23 protein-coding genes are annotated in these 22,192 nt (G+C 58.1%); 14 read left to right on the forward strand and 9 right to left on the reverse strand.

The window, feature by feature from the left end:
* The first annotated feature begins 38 nt into the window (after window positions 1–38).
* Entirely contained in the window at window positions 39–1,454 is a 1,416-nt protein-coding gene (locus tag G7G_RS0112035) for an FAD-binding oxidoreductase (RefSeq protein ID WP_010441679.1), read from the forward strand.
* 36 nt (window positions 1,455–1,490) lie between these two features.
* Here G7G_RS0112035 and G7G_RS0112040 read toward each other — a convergent pair whose 3' ends face one another.
* From G7G_RS0112040 to G7G_RS24690, 5 genes are all read right to left on the reverse strand, one after another.
* Window positions 1,491–1,973 carry a fasciclin domain-containing protein gene (locus G7G_RS0112040; RefSeq protein WP_010441680.1) on the reverse strand — a complete coding sequence of 161 codons (483 nt, stop codon included), beginning with the start codon at window positions 1,971–1,973 and terminating at the stop codon, window positions 1,491–1,493.
* A 171-nt stretch (window positions 1,974–2,144) separates the two neighbouring features.
* Complete coding sequence (locus tag G7G_RS0112045) at window positions 2,145–2,684, reverse strand: adenine phosphoribosyltransferase (RefSeq protein WP_010441681.1); 540 nt, start codon at window positions 2,682–2,684, stop codon at window positions 2,145–2,147.
* A gap of 230 nt (window positions 2,685–2,914) precedes the next feature.
* Window positions 2,915–3,544 (reverse strand): LysE family translocator, encoded by a 630-nt coding sequence (locus G7G_RS0112050; protein WP_010441682.1) that lies wholly within the window; start codon window positions 3,542–3,544, stop codon window positions 2,915–2,917.
* A gap of 52 nt (window positions 3,545–3,596) precedes the next feature.
* On the reverse strand, window positions 3,597–3,968 hold the full coding sequence (locus tag G7G_RS24685; protein WP_238528793.1) for a DUF418 domain-containing protein: 372 nt from the start codon (window positions 3,966–3,968) through the stop codon (window positions 3,597–3,599).
* Window positions 3,969–4,028: 60 nt separating this feature from the next.
* The gene (locus tag G7G_RS24690) at window positions 4,029–4,613 is read right to left on the reverse strand and encodes a heparan-alpha-glucosaminide N-acetyltransferase domain-containing protein (protein ID WP_238528794.1); all 585 of its coding nucleotides are present in this window, start codon (window positions 4,611–4,613) and stop codon (window positions 4,029–4,031) included.
* 222 nt (window positions 4,614–4,835) lie between these two features.
* Here G7G_RS24690 and G7G_RS0112065 point away from each other — a divergent pair, with 222 nt between their 5' ends.
* Window positions 4,836–5,693 carry an alpha/beta hydrolase gene (locus G7G_RS0112065; protein ID WP_010441683.1) on the forward strand — a complete coding sequence of 286 codons (858 nt, stop codon included), beginning with the start codon at window positions 4,836–4,838 and terminating at the stop codon, window positions 5,691–5,693.
* A gap of 2 nt (window positions 5,694–5,695) precedes the next feature.
* Here G7G_RS0112065 and G7G_RS0112070 read toward each other — a convergent pair whose 3' ends face one another.
* Entirely contained in the window at window positions 5,696–6,568 is an 873-nt protein-coding gene (locus G7G_RS0112070; protein WP_010441684.1) for an S-methyl-5'-thioadenosine phosphorylase, read from the reverse strand.
* Window positions 6,569–6,773: 205 nt separating this feature from the next.
* Here G7G_RS0112070 and G7G_RS0112075 point away from each other — a divergent pair, with 205 nt between their 5' ends.
* Window positions 6,774–8,408, forward strand: coding sequence for a SulP family inorganic anion transporter (locus G7G_RS0112075; protein ID WP_029621963.1), 1,635 nt, complete (start codon window positions 6,774–6,776; stop codon window positions 8,406–8,408).
* 30 nt (window positions 8,409–8,438) lie between these two features.
* Here G7G_RS0112075 and G7G_RS0112080 read toward each other — a convergent pair whose 3' ends face one another.
* Together G7G_RS0112080 and G7G_RS0112085 are read right to left on the reverse strand one after the other, a co-directional pair.
* On the reverse strand, window positions 8,439–9,083 hold the full coding sequence (locus tag G7G_RS0112080) for a CatB-related O-acetyltransferase (protein ID WP_010441686.1): 645 nt from the start codon (window positions 9,081–9,083) through the stop codon (window positions 8,439–8,441).
* Window positions 9,083–9,688: a flavin reductase family protein gene (locus G7G_RS0112085; RefSeq protein WP_010441687.1), complete on the reverse strand. Its 606-nt coding sequence runs from the start codon at window positions 9,686–9,688 to the stop codon at window positions 9,083–9,085. The genes G7G_RS0112080 and G7G_RS0112085 overlap by 1 nt, the downstream gene beginning before the upstream one ends.
* Before the next feature lie 72 nt (window positions 9,689–9,760).
* On the opposite strand from G7G_RS0112085, the gene G7G_RS0112090 reads away from it, so the two are divergent.
* From G7G_RS0112090 to G7G_RS0112110, 5 genes are all read left to right on the forward strand, one after another.
* On the forward strand, window positions 9,761–10,255 hold the full coding sequence (locus tag G7G_RS0112090; RefSeq protein ID WP_010441688.1) for a GNAT family N-acetyltransferase: 495 nt from the start codon (window positions 9,761–9,763) through the stop codon (window positions 10,253–10,255).
* A gap of 53 nt (window positions 10,256–10,308) precedes the next feature.
* Window positions 10,309–11,076: an EcsC family protein gene (locus G7G_RS0112095; protein ID WP_010441689.1), complete on the forward strand. Its 768-nt coding sequence runs from the start codon at window positions 10,309–10,311 to the stop codon at window positions 11,074–11,076.
* Window positions 11,077–11,156: 80 nt separating this feature from the next.
* A complete protein-coding gene (locus G7G_RS0112100) occupies window positions 11,157–11,639 on the forward strand; it encodes an NUDIX hydrolase (protein WP_010441690.1) in 483 nt (160 codons plus the stop codon).
* Between the two features lie 71 nt (window positions 11,640–11,710).
* Window positions 11,711–12,172 (forward strand): DUF1178 family protein, encoded by a 462-nt coding sequence (locus tag G7G_RS0112105; protein WP_010441691.1) that lies wholly within the window; start codon window positions 11,711–11,713, stop codon window positions 12,170–12,172.
* Window positions 12,173–12,175: 3 nt separating this feature from the next.
* Window positions 12,176–12,814 (forward strand): SDR family NAD(P)-dependent oxidoreductase, encoded by a 639-nt coding sequence (locus tag G7G_RS0112110; protein WP_010441692.1) that lies wholly within the window; start codon window positions 12,176–12,178, stop codon window positions 12,812–12,814.
* Here the strand turns inward: G7G_RS0112110 and G7G_RS0112115 are convergent.
* On the reverse strand, window positions 12,808–13,164 hold the full coding sequence (locus G7G_RS0112115; RefSeq protein WP_010441693.1) for a hypothetical protein: 357 nt from the start codon (window positions 13,162–13,164) through the stop codon (window positions 12,808–12,810). The genes G7G_RS0112110 and G7G_RS0112115 overlap by 7 nt on opposite strands.
* A 154-nt stretch (window positions 13,165–13,318) precedes the next feature.
* On the opposite strand from G7G_RS0112115, the gene G7G_RS0112120 reads away from it, so the two are divergent.
* The 6 genes from G7G_RS0112120 (at window position 13,319) to G7G_RS0112145 (ending at window position 22,143) form a co-directional block, all read left to right on the forward strand.
* Window positions 13,319–14,557 carry an aspartate kinase gene (locus G7G_RS0112120; RefSeq protein ID WP_010441694.1) on the forward strand — a complete coding sequence of 413 codons (1,239 nt, stop codon included), beginning with the start codon at window positions 13,319–13,321 and terminating at the stop codon, window positions 14,555–14,557.
* Between the two features lie 45 nt (window positions 14,558–14,602).
* Complete coding sequence (gene ptsP / locus G7G_RS0112125; protein ID WP_010441695.1) at window positions 14,603–16,846, forward strand: phosphoenolpyruvate--protein phosphotransferase; 2,244 nt, start codon at window positions 14,603–14,605, stop codon at window positions 16,844–16,846.
* A 164-nt stretch (window positions 16,847–17,010) separates the two neighbouring features.
* Window positions 17,011–18,456 (forward strand): glucose-6-phosphate dehydrogenase, encoded by a 1,446-nt coding sequence (zwf, locus tag G7G_RS0112130; protein WP_010441696.1) that lies wholly within the window; start codon window positions 17,011–17,013, stop codon window positions 18,454–18,456.
* 2 nt (window positions 18,457–18,458) lie between these two features.
* Entirely contained in the window at window positions 18,459–20,264 is a 1,806-nt protein-coding gene (gene edd, locus G7G_RS0112135) for a phosphogluconate dehydratase (RefSeq protein WP_010441697.1), read from the forward strand.
* 4 nt (window positions 20,265–20,268) lie between these two features.
* On the forward strand, window positions 20,269–20,901 hold the full coding sequence (locus tag G7G_RS0112140; RefSeq protein WP_010441698.1) for a bifunctional 4-hydroxy-2-oxoglutarate aldolase/2-dehydro-3-deoxy-phosphogluconate aldolase: 633 nt from the start codon (window positions 20,269–20,271) through the stop codon (window positions 20,899–20,901).
* 51 nt (window positions 20,902–20,952) lie between these two features.
* Window positions 20,953–22,143, forward strand: a complete 1,191-nt coding sequence (locus G7G_RS0112145; RefSeq protein ID WP_010441699.1) for a pyridoxal-phosphate-dependent aminotransferase family protein — start codon at window positions 20,953–20,955, stop codon at window positions 22,141–22,143.
* Window positions 22,144–22,192 lie beyond the last annotated feature (49 nt).

Here is a 22,192-nt window from a genome sequence, read left to right on the forward strand (position 1 = left end):
GGCTTGCCGCTGCCGTTGGCCTTTGGCAGGGAGTGGGTATGACTCTGTACCCCGCCGATGACCGCTTTGCCGAAGCAGTACGCGCCCAACTGGGCGATGATGTACTGAGGCCCGTTTCCGAACGCTATCTTGAAGAGCCACGTCAGCGGTTTGTGGGGCAGGGCGGGTTGCTGGCCTTGCCTAAGACCGTAGAAGAGGTATCGGCCCTGGTCCGGTTGGCTGCTGACGCGTGCGTGCCCGTTGTTCCATATGGCGGCGGCACCGGTCTGGTGGGTGGGCAGGTTGCGCCGGATGGCCCTACGCCGTTGATCATCTCGCTAGATCGGATGTCAGCAATCCGTGCGATCTACCCGACCGAAAACATTCTCGTTGCTGAAGCGGGTGCCATTCTGGCTGATGTACAGGCGGCAGCCGAGGATGCCGAACGGTTGTTTCCTCTGTCGCTGGCGGCTCAGGGGTCTTGTCGGATCGGGGGCAATCTGGCCACCAATGCCGGCGGCGTGAATGTGCTGCGCTATGGTAATGCACGCGATCTATGTTTGGGGCTTGAGGTGGTATTGCCAAGCGGTGATATCTGGCATGGGCTTAGTCGTTTGCGCAAAGACAACACCGGTTATGATCTGCGCAACCTGATGATCGGGTCCGAAGGGACGCTGGGGATCATCACGGCGGCGGCACTGAAGCTGTTCCCGCAACCCAAAGGGGTCGGAACGGCGATGTTAGAGGTTGCCTCGCCTGAGGCAGCAATTGATCTGTTATCATTGGCGCGGGATCAGGTGGGCGAGGCGATCAGCACGTTTGAGCTAATCCACAGGCAAGGGCTGCAGTTTCTGACCGAGGTTCTGCCAGATATTCGGCAACCCTTTGCGAAGCCACCGGAATGGAGCGTCCTGATCGAGTTGGGCCTGTCCGCTGGGCAAGATCCTTCGGACATGCTCGAGGCAATCTATGTGGCGGCCGAAGAACGCGGTCTGGTGGGGGATGCCGTCATTGCTCAGAGCGAGGCTCAAAGAGCCGAGTTGTGGGCAGTGCGCGAGCAGATTCCCGAGGCCAACCGCTTGGTTGGGTCTGTCTCAAGTCATGATATCTCGGTTCCGATCTCCCGAATCCCCGAATTTATTCAGCGCGGCGCGCGTGTGGTTGCCAAACAGGGGCCGTTCCGGGTGAATTGCTTTGGCCATTTGGGTGATGGGAACCTGCACTACAACGTGTTTCCACCTGCCGGTCACGACAAGGCCGAGTTTGATGCACAACGCAGTGCCGTCAAACGTGCCGTGCATGATCTGGTACATGAATTTGAAGGATCGGTAAGTGCGGAACATGGTGTTGGTAGGCTCAAGACTGACGATCTTGAAGACTATGGCGATCCGGTAAGATTGCAGGCCATGCGTGCCATCAAGATGGCGCTTGATCCAAAGGGGATCATGAACCCCGGTGCGGTTCTTAAAAACTAAGCGCGACCCGGTCGACTACCGGGCCGCGCCACAAGTTCATGACGCAGGCAGAATAACTTTGTCGATCACATGGATCACGCCGTTCTCGGCCTCAATATCGGCTTGCACCACGTTGGCATCATTCACCATGACGCCATTGTCCAGATCGATAGTAATATCCCCGCCTTGTACGGTTGCGGCGGTCATGTCATCGGACAAATCACCCGACATCACTTTGCCAGGCACAACATGATAGGTAAGGATCGCGACAAGTTGGTCTTTGTTTTCCGGCTTTAGCAGATTTTCTACCGTGCCTTCGGGCAGCGCTGCAAACGCCTCATCCGTGGGCGCGAACACAGTGAACGGCCCGTCACCCTTTAACGTTTCAACCAGTTCGGCGGCCTGTACCGCAGCGACGAGCGTTGCGAAGCTGCCCGCACCCACTGCAGTATCGACGATATCTTTAGAGTGCCCATCTGCCAGGACAGAAGTCGTCAACAGAAGACTTGCAACTCCAGCAACAGCGAATTTGCGAAACATGACGTGATTTCCCTTGTTGAAAATGCCTCAGGTGGCATCATTCGGGGTACGCAGTATGTTCACAAAGAGATCAGAGATATTGAGCGCCGCAGTTTCTTGAAATTCGCCTTACCCGGGCTAAGCTTGCGGGTTGCACGAATTCCAGTCACGAGTCCGTGAATTGTGTGATGGTCAGAGCCCTTCGAACTCGCACAGAACGTGCACATCCATACCCAGATCTTCCAGTGCTTTGCGACCGCCTAGTTCGGGCAAGTCGATGATGAATGCGCAAGAGATAATCTCGCCCCCCAGTCGTTCGATCAACTTGATGCCAGCGGCAGCGGTGCCGCCTGTAGCGAGCAGGTCGTCAACGACCAGAATTTTTTCACCCGGCTGGATGGCATCATCATGAATCTCAACGATGGCTTCGCCATATTCCAGCTTATAGTCTTGGCTGATCGTAGTGCCGGGCAGCTTGCCTTTCTTGCGAATTGGCACAAATCCAACGCTCAACTGATGTGCTATGGCACCGCCCAGAATGAAGCCGCGTGCCTCAAGACCCACGACCTTATCGATCCGCTCGCCCGCATAGGGGTGCAGCATCTGGTCGATTGCCATACGAAACCCGCGTGGATCAGCAAATAGGGTGGTAACATCCCGGAACATGATCCCCTCATGCGGGAAATCGACAATGGTCCGAATGTAATCCTTGACCGTTTTGTTTCTGGACATGGGCCACCCCTTTGGCATCAAACACGCGGGGGTGTTTGACCCATCAGGGTCGGTCATGCAAGAAAACTTTGGCGCCTGCGGCTACTTGCGGCGGCGGCCGATGGCGTTTGGCAGGTCATGGTAACAAAACTAAGCATTCGGGAGCCACGAGTTGCGCGGTTTACGTCAGCCACGCGCGCAATCCGCCGGTTCATCCGGGCGTTCATGAAGGAAAATGCCAAAGACTGACCTCAGGCAGGGCGGCGCAATACAACTGTAGCGACGCCCATTCCGATCAGAGTCAGCCCTCCGAACCGGGTCATGGCAGTGATGACGTTTGTACGTCCGATCATGCGGCGCAGCCGATCCGCCAGTAGCGCATAGGCGAGTGCGTTTAGCCCGGCGAGACCGACGAAGGTGGCGATCAGTATTGCAAATTGCGGCCCCAGCGGATCAGTAGGGCGCAGGAACTGCGGTACAAACGCAATGAAGAAAGCGATTGATTTCGGGTTCAACGCGGTGACGGCGGCGGCATGGCCAAAGACGCTGCGGGCGGTGACATTTCGTTCAGTCTCAATAGCCTGTAAACCACCAGAAGGCGCGCTGCGAAGAAGTTTGATGCCCAGCCAAATCAGATAAACAGCACCCACCCATTTCAGCACAGTGAACAGGGTAGCCGAGGCCAACACCAGCGCGCCCAGCCCCAACAGCGATGCAGTCATCGCCACCAGATCGCCCAAAGCCACACCAGTTGCCGAGGCAACCGCAACGCTGCGCCCTTTCGACAGCGCATAGCTGAGAACCAGCAGAACCGTCGGCCCGGGGATCAGCAGCAGAGCGGTCGATGCGGCCACAAAGGCGAGCCAGAGTTCAAGTGACATTGGAAATCCTGTCGATGCGTCGCTCACACCAAGCCTCGCCGCGACAGCGAGGTCAAGCCTTTGTGTGTTCTGTTAGGCGGCGCATCACCGTCTCTAATGGTCCGTGCTTGAATTTACTGAACCAAAGCACGGCAAATAGTGACGACAAGACACAGAAGTACAGTGCGTACATCGCGATTTGCGGCGCGCTCAGCGATCCGTTTAGCAGTCCGAGTTCTTCCAGCAGCCCCATTCCAATCAGGATATGGGCCAGATAAAGCGTCAGGCTTTGTCGTCCTGGCGCGGTCAGAAACGTCGCGATCCCACTCTGCTCGATCATTGGCCAGAGCTTCAATAACAACCCGATCACCATACAGGCGGTCCCAGTCCCTGCCATTATGTAGAACGGTCCGGGCGGGATCGACTCGGTCCCCAGGTAAGCCACCAATTTCGGGTCCGATGTTAACATTTGCGGAAACAGAGCCAGCACCGAAGCGCCAAAGCCTCACATGATCAACCGATGCTGAATGCAAAGGGGCTGAAGGTCAGACCGTCCGATCGCCATCCCGATCAATAGGAATGCTGCCCATGGCAAGATCGGGTGCCAGCCGTTGAAAAGTGCGTTGCGAATAAATCCGGGCAAGCTCCAGATATCGGTATACACCAGCGTTTCCCAATCCCAGCCCTGATCATAGTTGAAGATCAGGTTGGCGAATACTGCGAGGATCAGGATTCCCAACGCTCTCAGCCACAGCCCGCGTTTCGAAGCCGTCAGAAACGCGGCGCCGACTACAAAGTAAAGCGCATAGAAATGCAGGATATCGGCGTCGAATATGGTCATATTTATGAGACCGATCACAAACAGAAACGCAGCTCTGCGTAGCAATAATCCTGCTGAGATACGTGACAATCCGATACCAATTCCGGCGAGAACTACGAATAAAGCAGCTGCGCGCCCTTCCAGCGCATCAATCAAAACAGAGGCCCAATCAGTGCCCGGAGCGACTTCGGCTGCGATACGGAAGTTAACCAACACCATACCGCAAAAGGCTAAAAAGCGGGCAGCATCCAGCGCGTCCAATCGTTTCATAACGCCTCTCTATGCTCGGGCTGGGTTGGCTAAGTGTATGCCTTTTCATCGATAATTGGCTTCAACATGACGTGGCATCAGGGCATTTCAACTGCTTCTATCTCAAACGCCAGGGGATCTTGCATTGCGGCAACAGATTTAAGATTGAATGAAGCTTGGCTCATGCATCTTGAAACGCGCTTAAGACTTCCCACACTCGCAGTGCGACCAAAGGAGGGGGCAATGGTTCAAACACAACATGCAGATACTAAGGCTGGTTCCAGCCACTTTGGCGTTGAGCGCGTAAAAAACATTCTGGTTGGGCTGCTGCTGACCGGTGCTATCATCTATGCAGGCATCGTCGGTTACATGTTTCTTAACCAGCAATCGCTGCTTTACAAACCGGATGGTGAATTGCCCGACCCATCCAGCGTTGGATTGGCAGATGTTGAGATGCAATCGGTCCCGATGACCGATGGCACAGTGCTGACAGTCTGGGCCGCGCCGGCTGCGGTTCCCGATGCACCGACAGTCCTGTTTTTCCACGGCCAAAGCGGCAATCTGGGTGATCGCGCTGATCGTTTGCGCGAAATTCTCAACTCTGGCTACGGCTTGCTGGCCCCCAGCTATCGTGGCTTTCCGGGCAGCGAGGGTGAACCTTCGGAATTGGCCTTGATCTCTGATGGCGTGCAACTGTTCGACCGGCTGACCGGAAAGGGTGAAGCCGTTGTTTTGCACGGACAAAGCCTCGGCACCGGCATCGCGGCCGCCGTTGCTGCTGAGCGTCCTGAGGCGGAATTGCTTGTGCTTGAAGCCCCATTCACTGCTACCGTCGATGTCGCTGCAGAACGCTATCCGTTTCTTCCTGTCTCTGTCCTGATGAAGGATCAGTTTGCCACCCGCGACCTGATCGAACAGATCAGGGTGCCGACGTTGATCTTTCACGGCACCGAGGATGAAACCATCCCGCTGCACCACGGACAGGCTCTGGCCGAGATGTCTGATATCGCGCAGCTTTACGTGATCCCGGACGGAAGCCACAACGATCTGTGGTCATATGGCCTTTGGGACGAGGTGCAAAAGAACCTGTCTCAGAACTGAGATCATAAGACCCGCCCAGCCACCGCATCCAGCTTGGCCAACAAGGCCGGGTCACGCTTTTCTGGCGCAGTCAGGATGGCATATTCCAGCGCCCGGTCGCAGCCATGCGGGCAGGGTGCGCGCTCTGCTCCCAGCACAGCGGGCAGACCTTTGACCAATGCTCGGCCTTTTTCCGCATTACCGGTCAGCGTAGCGATGATTGCGGTTACGTCGACCTCGCCGTGGTCCGGGTGCCAGCTGTCATAATCGGTGACCATGGCGATCGAGGCATAACAAAGCTCGGCCTCGCGGGCGAGTTTCGCTTCCGGCATGTTGGTCATGCCGATCACATCACAGCCCCAGTGCTCGCGGTACATCTTGGATTCCGCCAACGAGGAAAACTGCGGCCCTTCCATCGCCAGATAGGTCCCGCCCCGGTGGACAGTGATGCCTGCCGTCTTGCCGGCGGTCTCGCAAGCGTCCGACAGGCGCGGGCAGGTTGGATGGGCAACGCTCACATGAGCGACGCAGCCAGTTCCGAAAAAGCTCTTTTCGCGGGCAAATGTCCGGTCGATGAACTGATCCACGATCACGAAATCACCCGGCGCCATATGTTCGCGGAATGACCCGCAGGCAGAAACCGAAATCACATCCGTTACGCCCAGCCGCTTCAACGCGTCGATATTGGCGCGATAGGGCACTTCGGTCGGTGAATGCACATGACCACGACCGTGACGCGGTAGAAAGGCCATCTCAATACCGTCCAGTGACCCGGTTAGAATCTGATCCGACGGATTGCCCCATGGTGTCTCCACAGTGACCCATTCGGCATTTTCCAGACCATCGATCTCATAGATACCCGATCCTCCGATGACGGCGATTTTTGTTTGGGTCACGTTTGCTCTCCGTTGAAAATATCTTCTTGGTGAGTTCTGCGGGCCACGGTCACTTTTGACAAGTGGGTTCAACGGTTTGTGTGCATCTGCGTCAAGCTATGCGTGGGATGCATATCAGGGTCCCACCTGGCGCAGTATCTCAAGATCGGTTTGACCGCTAGAAGGCCCCTTTCGCGCGAACAAAACCGACCAACAGGACCGATCCATGCCCCGAGCCATGCTGGCAAGCTTTGCCAATCGTATCGCCAAACCCGATTTGCGTTGGGTCCCGGACGAAGGGCTAACCTTTTCCCGCCTGCGGATCGAGCTTTTGTCTGGCCTAACCGTCGCTTTGGCTCTGGTCCCCGAAGCTGTGGCCTTTGCCTTCGTTGCCGGGGTGCACCCTCTGGTCGGATTGTACGCGGCATTTCTGGTTGGTCTGATCACCGCGCTGATCGGTGGCCGTCCGGGCATGATTTCGGGCGCAACCGGGGCACTAGCGGTTGTCATGGTCGCTCTGGTCGCGGAACACGGGGTCGAATACCTGTTCGCGACCGTTGTCCTGATGGGGATCATGCAGATCATCGCGGGGGCCATGCATTGGGGCCGGTTTATCCGCCTAGTGCCGCATCCGGTGATGCTGGGCTTTGTGAACGGACTGGCGATTGTGATCTTTCTGGCGCAGCTGGGCCAGTTCAAAGTACCTGGCACCATGGAAAACACCGGCCACGGAATGAGTGGTGGTGAGTGGTTGTCAGGCCTGCAGCTTTATACAATGCTTGGCTTGGTCGGACTGACCATGGCGGTGATCTGGGTCATGCCCCGCATCACCCGCATCATCCCTGCACCGTTGGCCGGGATCGTAGTCGTCGCCGCTCTGGTCATCGGCATTGGGCTGGACGTCCCGCGTGTCGGCGATCTGGCATCGATCGAAGGCGGTTTGCCTAAATTCCATCTCCCGATGGTTCCACTGAACTGGGAAACCTTTGAAATCATCCTGCCCTATGCGCTGATCCTTGCGGCGATCGGCCTGATCGAATCCCTGCTGACCCTGAACCTTGTGGGTGAGATCACCGGCAAACGCGGCGGCGCCTCGCAGGAGTGTATCGCGCAAGGCACAGCGAACGTGGTCACCGGCTTTTTTGGCGGTATGGGTGGCTGTGCCATGATCGGCCAGTCGATGATTAACGTGAAATCCGGCGGACGCACCCGGATCGCTGGCATCGCCGCGGCGTTGTTCCTGTTGTTGTTCATCCTCGTCGGCTCACCGCTGATCGAACAAATACCGCTGGCTGCTCTGGTGGGCGTGATGTTCATGGTGGTGATAGGCACCTTCGCTTGGAACTCGCTGAAGATCATGCGCAAGGTGCCTTTGATGGACGCGTTCGTGATCGTACTGGTGACAGTTGTGACCGTAATGGAGGACCTTGCGGTGGCTGTTGTGGTCGGGGTGATCGTCTCGGCATTGGCATACGCTTGGAACAACGCGAAACGCATTCACGCGGTCACGCGCGACTCGGAAACGGAAGAAGGTGCCAAGGTTTACGAAATACAGGGACCACTATTCTTTGGCTCGTCCGAAGGATTCGTGGAACTGTTCGAGGTACAAAACGACCCCGAGACCGTCATTATCGACTTTGCAGCCAGCCGCGTGGTGGATCAATCCGCGCTGCAGGCCATCGAGAATATTGCTTCAAAATATGAGGCGGCGGGCAAGCGGGTTATGCTGCGGCACCTCAGCCGCGATTGTCACACGCTACTGAACAAGGCCGGCCACCTGATGGTCGATAGCGATGATGACCCGGATTACGAGCTGGCTGTCGATTATTCGGTCCGGACCGGAATTCTAGGTGGGCACTGAATACTGGAAAAGGCGGCCTGATTGGCCGCATTATTTCTGCAAAGCGATCTTCTCCAATACGTTGATATCACCCGAGAGCAGCGCTTCTTCGACCTGTGCGATGGTTTCTGCTGGCCAATCCCACCAGCGCAATGCTTGCAACCGCTCGATGACATGGCGATCAAAACGGAACCGTCGAACTTCCGCAGGATTACCGGTAACAATCGCATAGGGTGGAACCTCACCGCGCACGACCGAACCTGCGCCGATGATTGCGCCATTTCCGATCCGTGCACCGGGCAGGATCAGCGCCCCGAAACCGATCCAGACATCGTGCCCAATAACCGTTTCACGTGTGTCAGGTTGGTAGCCTGTCATGCGATCTGGATTGAAGATTGGAAACGGAAAGCAGGTCAACCCATCGACCGCGTGGTTTGCTGAAGCGGTGATAAACCTTACCCCATGAGCGATCTGGCAGAACTTGCCGAGCACCAGTTTTTCTTCCGAAAAGGTAAAAAGATACGGTGCAAGCCGCTGCGCCCAGTCCTGCGGAGCATCGAAGTCAGAGGCATAGGTGTATTCTCCGGCCTCGAACCGGGGATGGTCGATGGCCTGAGATAAGAATACCGTTCCCTTGTGGCTAGAGCCGTCGGGTAGAGAGATCGGATATCTGCGAAGAGGATCGGGCAGCGGCATTAGTCATCCGGTCGTGAAAGGCTGAACAGTTCTGTCACTACAGAATAGTCCCGATATCCCAGCCGCGCGAGGGGATTGAACGAGGTCACGTCAAACTTGCCATCGCGAATATGGTCGTCCTGCAGATGAATGCCGGTGACCTCTCCGAATACCACTCGATTTGCCTCACCCGGTAGGGTCACGATCCGCGTCAGTTTGCATTCCAGCGCTCCGGGCGCGCCTGCGACCCGCGAGCAGGCGATCGTTTCGCATTCAATCGGGGTCAGCCCGGCATGGGCGAATTCGTCAATGTGCTTTGCCAGGCCTTCCGAGCTGGCATTCATCGCGTCACGATGCGCATGGGCCACGACGTTCACGCAGAACACGCCGGTTGCCTCGATATTGGCGATGCTGTCCTTGCCGCCGTCCTGATCGTGCTTTGTGCCCGTTGTGGCAAACATCACCTGAGGCGGCGTGTAGGCGACGCCGTTAAAGAAGGAATAGGGCGCCAGATTGTTGATCCCTTCCGCATCGCGCGTTGAAATCCAACCGATTGGGCGCGGCGTGATGATGGCGTTGAAGGGATTGTGCGGCAGGCCGTGGCCGTCTTCGGGGCGATAGAACATAAGATCTCCAAGCGTTTGCCCAAGGCGTATCGAAGTGCTAGGGCGAATTCCAGCAAGGAAAAGAGGGCGCGCGTGCAGCAATTCAGGATCAGGCCGGAAGAGCCAGAGGACTGGTGGGAAGTCGAGGCACTATATGACCTGTGCTTTGCACCAGGGCGCGAGGCGCTGTCGTCCTATCGGCTGCGCGATGACGTGCCTCCGGTTGCCGGGCTATCGCAGGTTGCGCGCGATGGGCAGGGTATTCTGGCGGGTGCGATCCGGTTTTGGCCCGTACACATAGAAGATCACGACGCATTGCTGCTAGGTCCGGTGGCCGTGCATCCAACCCATCAGGGAGAGGGGCTGGGCGGCTATCTGATCCACCAGGGCGTTGAAGCCGGGCGCGCCAAAGGCTGGGATCGTGTCATGTTGGTGGGTGATGCGCCCTATTATGCGCGATTTGGTTTCAATCGGCTCACCGGTGTTGAGATGCCCCCACCCACCAACCCGGATCGCGTGCTTGGGTTAGAGCTAATCCCCGGAGTTTGGTCTGGAATCCAAGGAGTTGTCACCCGCTGGACGCGCTGACCCATTGAAAACCCGCCGCAAAGTGCCGATGTTTTCAGAACAGGAGGGCACAGATGCAGGACGTTGTTCTTGTCGAAAAACTCGATCCCGAGGCCGAACTTGACCGGCTGGCGCAACTTTATGGCTCGGCAGGTGGTGCGGGGGTAAACCTGTTGAACAAATTGGGCGGGTCTGCAGAATCCCTGCTGGATCAGCTGCCAAAACCGGTGCGGGAAGGCCTGACCGAAGCCACCGAACAGGCGCTTTGGCTGGCCATGCATGCCGCCGAAGGCACGCGCCGGGCGGTCCCGGATCAGAAACCTTGGGTCAATACGGCGCTGACTACCGCCATGGGCGCAGCCGGAGGCCTGGGCGGCGTGTCAACAGCTTTGGTTGAACTGCCCGCGACCACAGCAATGATGCTACGTGCCATCCAGGGCGCGGCAGCACGCGAAGGGTTCGATCCGAAGGCTGAAAACGTGAAATTCGACTCGATCCGGGTGCTGTCAGCCGCAGGACCGCTGGCCGAGGATGATGGGGCTGATCTGGGCTTTTTCTCGATGCGTTTGACCCTGACGGGGCCAACCATGCAGCGCCTGATTGCGCTGGTTGCTCCGCGATTGTCGGTCGTGCTGGGCCAGAAGCTCGCGGCGCAGTCCGTACCGCTGCTTGGTGCGCTTGCCGGGGGTGGCACGAACTTTATTTATACCCGCTACTATCAGCAGATCGCGCAGGTGCATTTCGGGCTCCGTCGATTGGCAATTGACGCCGACATTCCTCATGACGAGTTGGTGCGCCGATTGTCGGGACGGATGGCCCTTAGGCAAGGAACTTTCCCGTAATGCTTGGCAGATTCCACCAGATATGATAAATATCACTTTATAAACCGCAACATAAGCGGAGCGAGCAGTAGGTATGAACCGTGTTTGACGGGCGCAGCGGCGTGGCTGGCAGGCTTTCGGCAGAGGGGCTTTCTCTGTCCGGTGCGCTGCCTGTATTTACCCAATCTGCTGCACTTTGTTATCGCATCAAATGTGGTGCGCCTGAAATTTTGTTGATCACGACCCGTAGGGCGCAACGCTGGATCATTCCAAAAGGGTGGCTCATCAACGGGCTATCTGCGCCAGAAACTGCCGCGCGGGAGGCTTGGGAAGAGGCGGGCGTGCTTGGAAAATGTGGAACTGAAAGCCTGGGCCGATTTGCATACGTAAAGAAGCGATCTAACAATGCCTCTGCGTTGTGTCTGGTCGATGTTTTTCCGCTGTTTGTGCAGCAAATGGAGACTCGTTTCCCCGAAGCCGGGAAACGCAGAAGGAAGTGGCATTCGCCTGAAAAAGCATCGGCGAAGGTGTCATCCCCTGAGCTTGCTGCACTTTTGGACGGATTCGGTGGCCATACGCACTAGTGGGTCAAGATCAAGACTTGATATTGCCTTGTTGGTCGGTATCTATTCGCCAACCGTAAACTGGAAACACCATGATTCAATACGCATTGAAATGTAGCCAAGGCCACAGCTTTGATAGCTGGTTCCAATCAGCCGCTGCGTTTGACAAGTTGGCAAACACCGGGTTGGTCACCTGCGCCGTTTGTGGTTGCGATCAGGTGGAAAAGGCGATCATGACACCGCGGGTTCGGCCTGCACGAGATACCGTTGCCAATACAACTCCGGCGCCGACGCCAGCGCCAGCAGATGAGATCAATATGGCAAAACCTTCGCCCGAGATCCAAGAAGTGTTGAGCGAACTGCGTCGCAAGGTCGAAGAAAACTCTGACTATGTCGGCAAGGATTTCGCCAGCGAGGCGCGCAAAATACATTTAGGTGATGCGCCTGAGCGCGCCATCTATGGTGAGGCACAGCCCGAAGAGGCGCAGTCACTGATCGAAGATGGCGTGCCCGTCGCGCCACTGCCGTTTGTCCCCAGCCGTAAGACCAACTGACAAATGCATATCGTTATTACTGGCGCGAACCGGGGGATCGGAAAAACCCTTGCGGATCAATACCGTGCCGCAGGCCAAGAAGTGATAGGGACGTCACGAGACGGCAGTGCCGACATCGTTTTAGATGTCACAGATCCGGCCCATCACGCGGCGATGGCCGAGCAATTACAAGGTCGCCCGATCGATCTTCTGATCTGCAATGCGGGTGTGTATCTGGACAAAGGACACGACCTTAACGGTTATCCCGCCGAGATGTGGGCGCAGAGCTTCGCCACCAATGTGACCGGCGTGTTCCTGACTATTCAATCACTATTGCCGAACCTGCGTGCGGGGCGGGGCCGAATTGCGATTGTCTCTTCTCAGATGGCATCACATACGCGTGCACCCGGTGGCAGCTATATCTATCGCGCTTCAAAAGCAGCGGTTCTGAACCTTGGTCGCAACCTTGCGTCGGATCTACAGGCAGATGGAATCGCGGTCGGAATCTATCATCCGGGTTGGGTGCAGACCGATATGGGCGGAACCAGCGCAGAGATCAGCGTAGATCAAGCGGCGGTTGGCCTGATCGAGCGCTTTGCGGCGCTTTCGCTCGACACCACCGGTTGTTTTGAAACCTGGGACGGTCGCGCACACCCTTACTGAGTGTTCAAGGCCGCTTTGGGGAGTTCGTAGACTTCTCCGGGCTCGATGAAAATCACCATAATGTCGCCGCGTGTTTCATATGTCAGATTCGATGTCGAACTGCTGGAATCAGGCACGCCCTTGGTAAAATAGATCCGCCGCACCTCGCCGGTGTTCAACTGTACCGCCAGCGTCGCGGTTCCATCTTCACGCTTGCGCAATTCGGCAGGACAGCTGGCCAGTGTGTCACCCGCCAAAGCCGCGCAAGGTACCGTGCCCAGTGAATTCTCACCGTCCGTTCCCGACAGGGTGGCCACTTGGGCATTGGCAGCGGTTGAGATCAGAGTCAGGGCAAGGGCAAAGCGGAACATGGAAATCCTCTTGGAATAAGATGTTGATGGAACGCTTACATCACGTGCGATCAAAGTAAAGCTCTGCTGCGCAGACTTTGCCCACTTGCCCTTACGCCCCCCCTCGCATAAGACGCACGGGATCAGAAATTCAAGGCGCGGAGACTTTGGCCTCATGCCCGTACTCGTGATGAAATTCGGCGGCACGTCGGTCGCCAATCTGGACCGGATCCGCCGTGCTGCAAAACGGGTCGGTGTCGAGGTCGCCAAGGGCTATGACGTGATCGTAATCGTTTCGGCCATGTCGGGTAAAACCAACGAACTGGTAGGTTGGGTCGATGAAATCTCGCCCCTCTATGATGCGCGAGAATACGATGCCGTTGTCTCTTCGGGTGAAAATGTGACCGCAGGCCTGATGGCGTTGACGCTGCAAGAAATGGAAATCCCGGCGCGCAGTTGGCAGGGCTGGCAGGTGCCTCTGATCACGAACGGCGCCCATTCGGCTGCCCGGATCGAAGAGATCCCGCCGGAGAACATTACTCAGAAGTTTGACGAAGGCATGCGTGTTGCGGTGGTGGCAGGCTTTCAGGGCATCAGCCCCGAAGGACGGATCACCACATTGGGCCGCGGTGGGTCTGATACTACCGCCGTGGCATTCGCTGCAGCGTTCGACGCCGAGCGCTGTGATATCTACACAGATGTGGACGGCGTCTACACCACCGACCCGCGCATCTGCGAGAAAGCGCGCAAGCTGGATCGGATCTCGTTTGAGGAAATGCTCGAACTGGCCTCTCTGGGGGCCAAGGTGCTACAAACCCGCTCGGTCGAGCTGGCGATGCGCTACAAGGTGAAACTGCGCGTTCTCTCAAGCTTTGAGGAACAATCCGACGAGGCTGGTACGCTGGTCGTCGACGAGGAGGAAATCATGGAATCCAATGTAGTCTCGGGCGTGGCCTATTCACGGGATGAGGCAAAGATGACCGTTGTCTCGGTTGCCGACCGTCCCGGAATCGCCTCGATCATCTTCACCGCACTCAGCGATGAAGGCATCAACGTTGACATGATCGTCCAGAACATCTCGGACGAAGGGCGCACGGATATGACATTCTCGTGCCCAACCAATCAGGTTGCGCGTGCCGAAAAGGCACTGCTGGCGATCAAGGAACAGGGTGAGCTGAACTATGCCGAACTGGTTGCTGACGAAGATGTCTGCAAGGTGTCGGTTGTGGGGATCGGCATGCGCTCGCAATCTGGTGTTGCGGCCAAGATGTTCAAGATTCTCTCGGATGAGGGGATCAACATCAAGGTCATTACAACCTCCGAGATAAAAATTTCCGTCCTGATCGACAGGAAATACATGGAACTTGCGGTTCAGGCACTGCATGATGCCTTTGAACTGGACAAGGCGGCCTGAGTTTTCAGCCACGTGTCCCGTCTGAAACCGTAACGTGGGTGGGCCATGGCGGAAGGCACGGAAACTGAATCTCGCAAGCTGCTGGGGCGGCTGCGCGAAGAAATGGCCAGCGAGGCCGCTGGTCAGGAACGTCTTGACCGGATCACGCATCTGATCGCAGACAGTACCGAACGCGAAGTGTGCTCGATCTATCTGTTTCGCGATGAAGACACGCTGGAGCTTTGCGCCACAGAAGGTTTATCACCCGAAGCCGTGCACCAGACCCGGATGCGTATGGGTGAAGGGCTGGTTGGGCGCGTCGCCAAGTACGGCAAGGTGGTCAACACCGCCGATGCGCCGTCAGCCAAGGGGTTCCGGTACATGCCGGAAACCGGCGAGGAACGGTATTCGTCTTTTCTGGGTGTTCCAGTGCAACGCCTGGGCCAAAAGCTGGGCGTGTTGGTGGTGCAGTCACGGGACGCGCGTGAGTTTTCAGCGGATGAGGTCTATGCGCTGGAAGTGGTCGCGATGGTTCTGGCTGAAATGGCCGAACTGGGCGCGTTCGTGGGCGAAGGCGCAGCCTTATCACCGCTTCATCAGCAGTCGGTGCAATTGAACGGGGGACCTGCGCAGGAAGGGTCTGCCGAAGGTCATGTTTGGCTGCACGAGCCACGCGTTGTCGTCACCAACCCAATCGCTGAAGATCCGCATCGTGAGCGCGAGCGGCTGACCGAGGCAGTTGAAGAGCTACGCGTTGGTGTCGACAAGATGCTTGAGATTTCTCAGGGCGGCGACAAGGAGCAGTTGCAGGTTCTGGAAGCTTACCGGATGTTCGCCAACTCCAAAGGCTGGATGCGCCGGATGGAGGAAGACATCGCCCTTGGCCTCAGCGCCGAGGCGGCGGTCGAGAAAGAGCAATCCCAGGCCCGCGCCCGCATGGGGCAGGTCACCGATCCGTACTTGCGTGAACGGCTGGCAGATCTGGACGACCTCAGCAACCGGTTACTACGGATTTTGACCGGCCAGGGCAATGGCAACGGGGCTGATCTGCCGCCCGATCCGATCCTGATCGCCCGTAACATCGGCCCTGGAGACTTGCTGGAATATGGCCGATCGCTCAAAGGCATCGTGTTGGAAGAAGGCTCGGTTGGCAGCCATGCAACCATCGTAGCGCGCGCACTGGCGATCCCGCTGGTGGTGCATGTGGGCCGTATCACAACCGAAGCACTGAATGGTGATCACATTCTGGTTGATGGGGATAGCGGCGTTGTGCATCTGCGACCCGAAGACACCGTGGTCAGTGCCTTCCGCGACAAGATCGCTATGGAGGCTAAGGCGCAGGAACGCTACGCGTCGATCCGCGAAACACCGACGGTGACGCAGGATGGTGCGCGTATCAACATGGTGATGAACGCGGGTTTGATGGCCGATTTGCCATCACTGAATAACTCGGGTGCCGAAGGCGTGGGTCTGTTCCGCACCGAGCTGCAATTCCTGATCCGCAATCAGATGCCCAAGCGATCCGAGCTTGTAACGCAATACAAACGGGTCCTGGATGCGGCGGGCGAAAAGCGAGTGGTGTTCCGAACATTGGATATCGGGTCGGACAAGGTTCTGCCCTACATGAAGCATGTGGAAGAACCGAATCCGGCGCTGGGCTGGCGCGCAATTCGCGTCGGACTGGACAAACGCGGCGTGATGCGGATGCAGCTGCAGGCGCTGATCCGTGCCGCCGATGGACGACCCCTGACGGTCATGTTCCCGTTTGTCGCGCAGGCAGATGAATTCAGGGAAGCGCGCTGGGAGGTCAAGAAAACCATCGAACGTGAACGTCGGCTGGGTCACGTCTTGCCCGAAACACTCGAGGTTGGGGCGATGCTGGAAACGCCCTCGCTCGCCTTTGCGCCACAGAAGTTCTTTGACGAGGTGGGCTTTATCTCGATCGGTGGCAACGACTTGAAACAATTCTTCTTCGCCGCCGACCGCGAGAATGAGCTGGTGCGTCGTCGTTATGATACGTTGAACGTCAGCTTTCTGAGTTTTATCGAACGTATTGTGGAACGATGCGCGATTTCCGAAACTCCGCTTAGCTTCTGTGGTGAAGATGCCGGTCGCCCGGTCGAGGCGCTGTGCCTCGCTGCGATGGGTATTCGGACGCTGTCGATGCGCCCCGCTTCAATCGGGCCGGTCAAAAGCCTGATGCTGCGATCGAACCTTCAGGAAGTGCGCAAGATTATCGCCGATGCCCGCCATCGCGGCGAACAATCCGTGCGACCTGCGGTGATGGATTGGCTGCGGACACAATCCTGACCGGCCTTCTGCGATGTTGATTGTAAATCCGAGCTTGATTTTTGCGTTCGGGTTTCTTATTCAGCCGATGAATGTTAGCGATAACATGAATTATGACGCACATGCGTTAAGTCCCGGACTGAATCCTTGCCTAATCTGGCGGGGAAGTCGAAAGGAGCCTTGCAATGGTCTCACGCGTAATTCCGGTTGATCCGTTCGACCTTGTTTTGTTCGGCGCGACGGGCGATCTGGCGCAACGCAAGATCCTGCCGGGCCTGTATCACCGGTTCGAGGTCGGCCAGATGCCGGAGGATGCGCGCATCATCGGAACCGCCAGATCCGATATGGACAGTGATGGGTTCCGCGAACAGCTGCGTACTTCGATGCAAGAGTTTGCGCCAGGATTCAAAAAAGACACGCTTGATCGCTTTCTCTCTCGCGTCGATTATGTTCCGGTTGATGCACTGGGTGATGCGGGTTGGCCCGATTTGGCTAAGGCACTGCGTCCGGATGTGGTGCGCGCATTTTATTTGTCCGTGGGCCCAAGTCTCTTCTCAGGTATCGCACAACGTCTGAACGATAACGGGTTGGCCACGCTAGACAGTCGTATCGTAGTCGAGAAACCTTTTGGTCACGATCTGGCATCAGCCAAAGCATTGAATGAGGGCCTGCGCGCCTGTTTCGAAGAGCATCAGATTTACCGGATCGACCACTATCTGGGCAAAGAAACCGTGCAGAACCTGATGGCACTGCGCTTTGCCAACTCGCTATTCGAACCGCTCTGGAATGCCACCCATGTGGACCATGTTCAGATCACCGTGGCCGAGACAGTGGGCGTCGAGGGTCGCGGCGCTTATTACGATCAGTCCGGCGCAATCCGGGACATGATTCAGAACCACCTTGTTCAATTGCTGTGCCTGACGGCGATGGAACCGCCTTCAAAATTCTCACCCAACGCTGTGCGCGATGAGAAGGTCAAAGTGATCGAAGCGCTGGAACCGGTGGAACCCAAGGATATCGCTCGTGGCCAGTACCGCACCGAAAAAGGGGGCGATGGCTATCTGGATCACGTCGGCAACCCCGCCAGCCGTACCGAGAGTTTTATTGCGCTCAAGGCCCATATTGGCAATTGGCGTTGGGCCGGAGTGCCATTCTATCTGCGCACGGGTAAACGACTGCGAGCGCGCGAATCCGAGATAGCGGTGTTCTTCCGCGACCCACCGCACACGATCTTCCCGAATGTTGGACCTTTGCACGGCAACGTGCTGGTAATCCGCCTGCAACCGGACGAGGGCATAACTCTGCGCACCACGATCAAAGAACCGGGGCAGGGTGGGTTCCGCCTGTCCGATGTGGCGCTGGACATGAGCTTTGCCGACGCGCTGGGCGATGATGGACAATCGCCCGACGCGTACGAACGCCTGATCATGGATGTGATCCGCGGCGACCAGACCCTGTTCATGCGTGGTGACGAGGCCGAGGCCGCCTGGGCTTGGGTTGATCCCATCATTCACGGCTGGGAAGAGCGTGGCGACAAGCCCGCGAAATACGATCAGGGCAGCTCGGGGCCAGAGGAAGCATTGATGCTGATGCATCGCGATGGGCGCCGCTGGCGTCAGATCGGAGGATAATCATGGTCAACACAGTTATATCCGACGTCACCAAACGCATCATCGACCGCAGCGCTGACCTGCGCGGCCCGCACCTAGAACGGATGGAGCAAGCCAAATCCAAAGGCCCAGCCCGCGCGCATCTGTCCTGCAGCGGTCAGGCTCATGCCTATGCTGGTGCCGGAGAGGATCAGAACTCCATGGCAACCGGCACCGCAGGAAACCTCGGCATCGTCACCGCCTATAACGACATGCTTTCTGCTCACCAGCCGTTCGAACGCTACCCCGGCCTGATCCGTGATGCGATCCGCGCAGCAGGCGGCACCGCGCAGGTCGCGGGCGGGGTTCCGGCAATGTGTGATGGCGTGACACAAGGTGAGGCGGGGATGGAACTGTCCCTGTTCTCGCGTGACGTGATCGCGCTGGCGACGGGCGTGGCTCTCAGCCACAACACCTATGATGCAGCTGTGTTCCTTGGCGTCTGTGACAAGATTGTCCCCGGTCTGGTGATCGGTGCGCAGGCGTTCGGCCATTTGCCAGCCGTCTTCCTACCCGCCGGTCCCATGACCAGCGGCCTGCCGAATGACGAAAAGGCCAAGATCCGCCAGAAATTCGCTGCAGGAGAAGTGGGCCGCGAGGAACTTATGAAGGCCGAAATGGCCGCCTATCACGGCCCTGGAACCTGTACGTTTTACGGAACCGCGAACACCAACCAGATGCTGATGGAGTTCATGGGCCTGCACCTGCCGGGCTCCAGCTTTATCAACCCCAACACACCCCTGCGCGATGCGCTGACCGAAGAAGGCGCGCGCCGCGCCCTTTCCCTCAGCGCGTTGGGCAATCACTACACGCCGGTTTGCCAGATCCTTGATGAGCGCGCTTTCGTCAATGGCATCGTTGGCCTGATGGCCACCGGCGGTTCCACCAACCTACTGATCCACCTGATCGCCATGGCGCGTGCCGGTGGTATCGTGCTGGACTGGGAGGATTTTTCTGACATCTCCGCCGTCGTGCCTCTGGTCGCGCGGGTCTATCCCAACGGTTTGGCTGATGTGAACCATTTCCACGCCGCTGGCGGGTTGGGCTTTGCCATCGGCACTCTGTTGGAAGACGGCCTTCTACACCCCGACACGCTCACCGTCGCCGGTCAGGGCCTGCACAACTACACTAAGGAACCGAAACTGAAAGACGGCGAATTGGTCTGGGAAGACGGCGCAGGCCACAGTCTGAACGAAAAGATCGTCCGCCCCGCCAAAGACCCGTTCCAGGCCACCGGTGGCCTCTCTCGCCTGACCGGCAACCTGGGCACAGGCGTCATGAAGGTCTCGGCCGTGGCGCCTGAACACCAAGTGGTCGAAGCGCCCGTTCGTGTGTTCAACGATCAGAACGCCGTGAAAGAGGCCTTCAAAGCCGGTGAGTTCACCGATGATGTCATCGTCGTCGTCCGCTTCCAAGGCCCCAAGGCCAATGGCATGCCCGAGCTCCACTCTCTGACACCCATCTTGTCAATCCTGCAGGGCAGGGGGCAGAAAGTGGCTCTGGTCACTGATGGCCGGATGTCCGGTGCCTCTGGCAAGGTTCCCGCTGCCATCCATGTTTGCCCCGAGGCGCTGGACGGCGGAGCCATCGCCTATCTGCAGGACGGTGATCTTTTGCGCGTCGATGCGATCAAGGGCGAGTTGGAAATCCTGACCCCCGGCGTTCTCGACCGTGTACCTGCTACTGCAGACCTCACTGCAAACCTACACGGCGTTGGCCGCGACCTCTTCGGCGCATTCCGCCAGAATGTCGGCTCAGCCGACACCGGCGCCAGCATTTTCGGAGTTTGACCCAATGTCGAAAACCCAACGCACCCGCGAGATCTGTGCACTGGCCCCGATTGTACCAGTACTGGTCGTCGACGACGCGTCCCATGCCCGCCCTCTGGCCGAAGCTCTCGTCGCCGGTGGCCTCCCGGCGCTTGAAGTCACCCTGCGCACTCCCGCGGCGCTGGATGCCATCCGGGCGATGGCCGACGTCCCCGGCGGCGTAGTAGGTGCGGGTACACTGGTCACGCCCGAAGATGTACGCGCTGCCAAAGAGGCTGGTGCGCAGTTCGGTGTCTCGCCCGGCGCGACTGATGCCCTGATCGCGGCCTGCGAAGCCGAAGGTCTGCCCCTTCTCCCCGGCGCGGCCACCGCAAGCGAAGCTATGGCCCTGCTGGAAAAGGGTTATGACATGCTGAAATTCTTCCCCGCTGAGGCCTCAGGCGGAGCCCCCGCCCTGAAAGCCATCGGCGCGCCCTTGCCGCAGATCACCTTCTGCCCAACCGGTGGCGTATCGCCGTCAAATGCCCTCGATTACCTGTCTCTGTCGAATGTTGCCTGCGCAGGTGGCAGCTGGGTCGCGCCCAAACAAATGGTGCAAACTTGCGACTGGGCTGGAATCGAAACACTTGCGCGCGAGGCCGCCAGTCTGGTGGATTGACGTCGCAGGGCGAAACGCTAGGGTAACCCTCAATTCAGACAGGTTGCCCTCATGACAAACCAAATCCCCCTCGCGCATGGGCGCGAGTATTTGGCCATCCCTGGCCCCTCGGTCATGCCTGACGCGGTGCTACAGGCGATGCACCGTCCGTCGCCCAATATCTATGACGGCGAATTGATTGAGATGATGCCCGCGCTGACGCATGACCTTAAATGCGTTGCCGGAACCCAGCACAACGTCGCCATCTACATCGCCAACGGCCACGGCACGTGGGAGGCCGCGCTCTCAAACGTGATCGCCCCCGGCGAAACCGTGCTGGCCCCGGCCTCGGGCCGCTTCACCCACGGTTGGGCCGAGATGGCCGAGGGGATCGGCGCCAAGGTCGAATTGATTGATTTCGGCATGTCCTCACCCTGGGATCTCGAGCGCATCGCCGAAGCATTGCGCGCCGACTCCAGCCACAAAATCAAGGCCGTGCTTGCCGTTCACGTCGATACCTCCACATCGATCCGCAACGATATCCCGGCGCTGCGCGCCTTGCTCGACGACCTCGACCACCCCGCATTACTGATGGCTGACTGCATCGCATCCATGGGCTGCGACCGGTTCGAGATGGATGCCTGGGGTGTCGACGTCACGGTGACCGCCTGCCAGAAGGGGCTGATGACCCCGGCAGGTACCTGCTTTGTCTTCTTCAACGATAAAGCGCAAGCCAAACGCGCCACAATGCCCCGCGTTTCGCAATATTGGGACTGGCAGCCGCGCGCCAATCCCGAACTTTTCTATCAGTATTTCAATGGCACTGCGCCAACCCACCACCTCTATGGCCTTCGCGCCGCGCTCGACCTGATCCACGGCGAAGGCCTCGAACAGGTCTGGGCTCGCCACGAACACCTGGCAAAGGCCATCTGGGCCGCCTGTGACATCTGGGCGCAAGGCGGCGCGCTGCATTTCAACGTTACCGACCCGGCCGTTCGTAGCCACGCGGTCACCGCGCTGCGCTTGACCGAAGGGCGCGGAACCCCGCTGCGCAATTATACCGAAACCCAGCTTGGCCTGACCCTCGGCATTGGTCTGGGGATGGAGGACTGGGACGGCTGTTTCCGCCTTGGTCACATGGGCCATGTGAATGCTCAGATGGTCATGGCCATGCTGGGTGGCGTCGAAACGGCGATGGCCGCGCTCGACATTCCCCGCGGCAAAGGCGCGCTTGAAGCCGCCGCCGCCGCATTGGCAACCTAATACCCGATCCGAGTCTTCATCTGGCCAAAAATGTCCTCGGGGGGAATCG

This window comes from Ruegeria conchae (assembly GCF_000192475.1).
Classification (GTDB): Bacteria; Pseudomonadota; Alphaproteobacteria; order Rhodobacterales; family Rhodobacteraceae; genus Ruegeria; species Ruegeria conchae.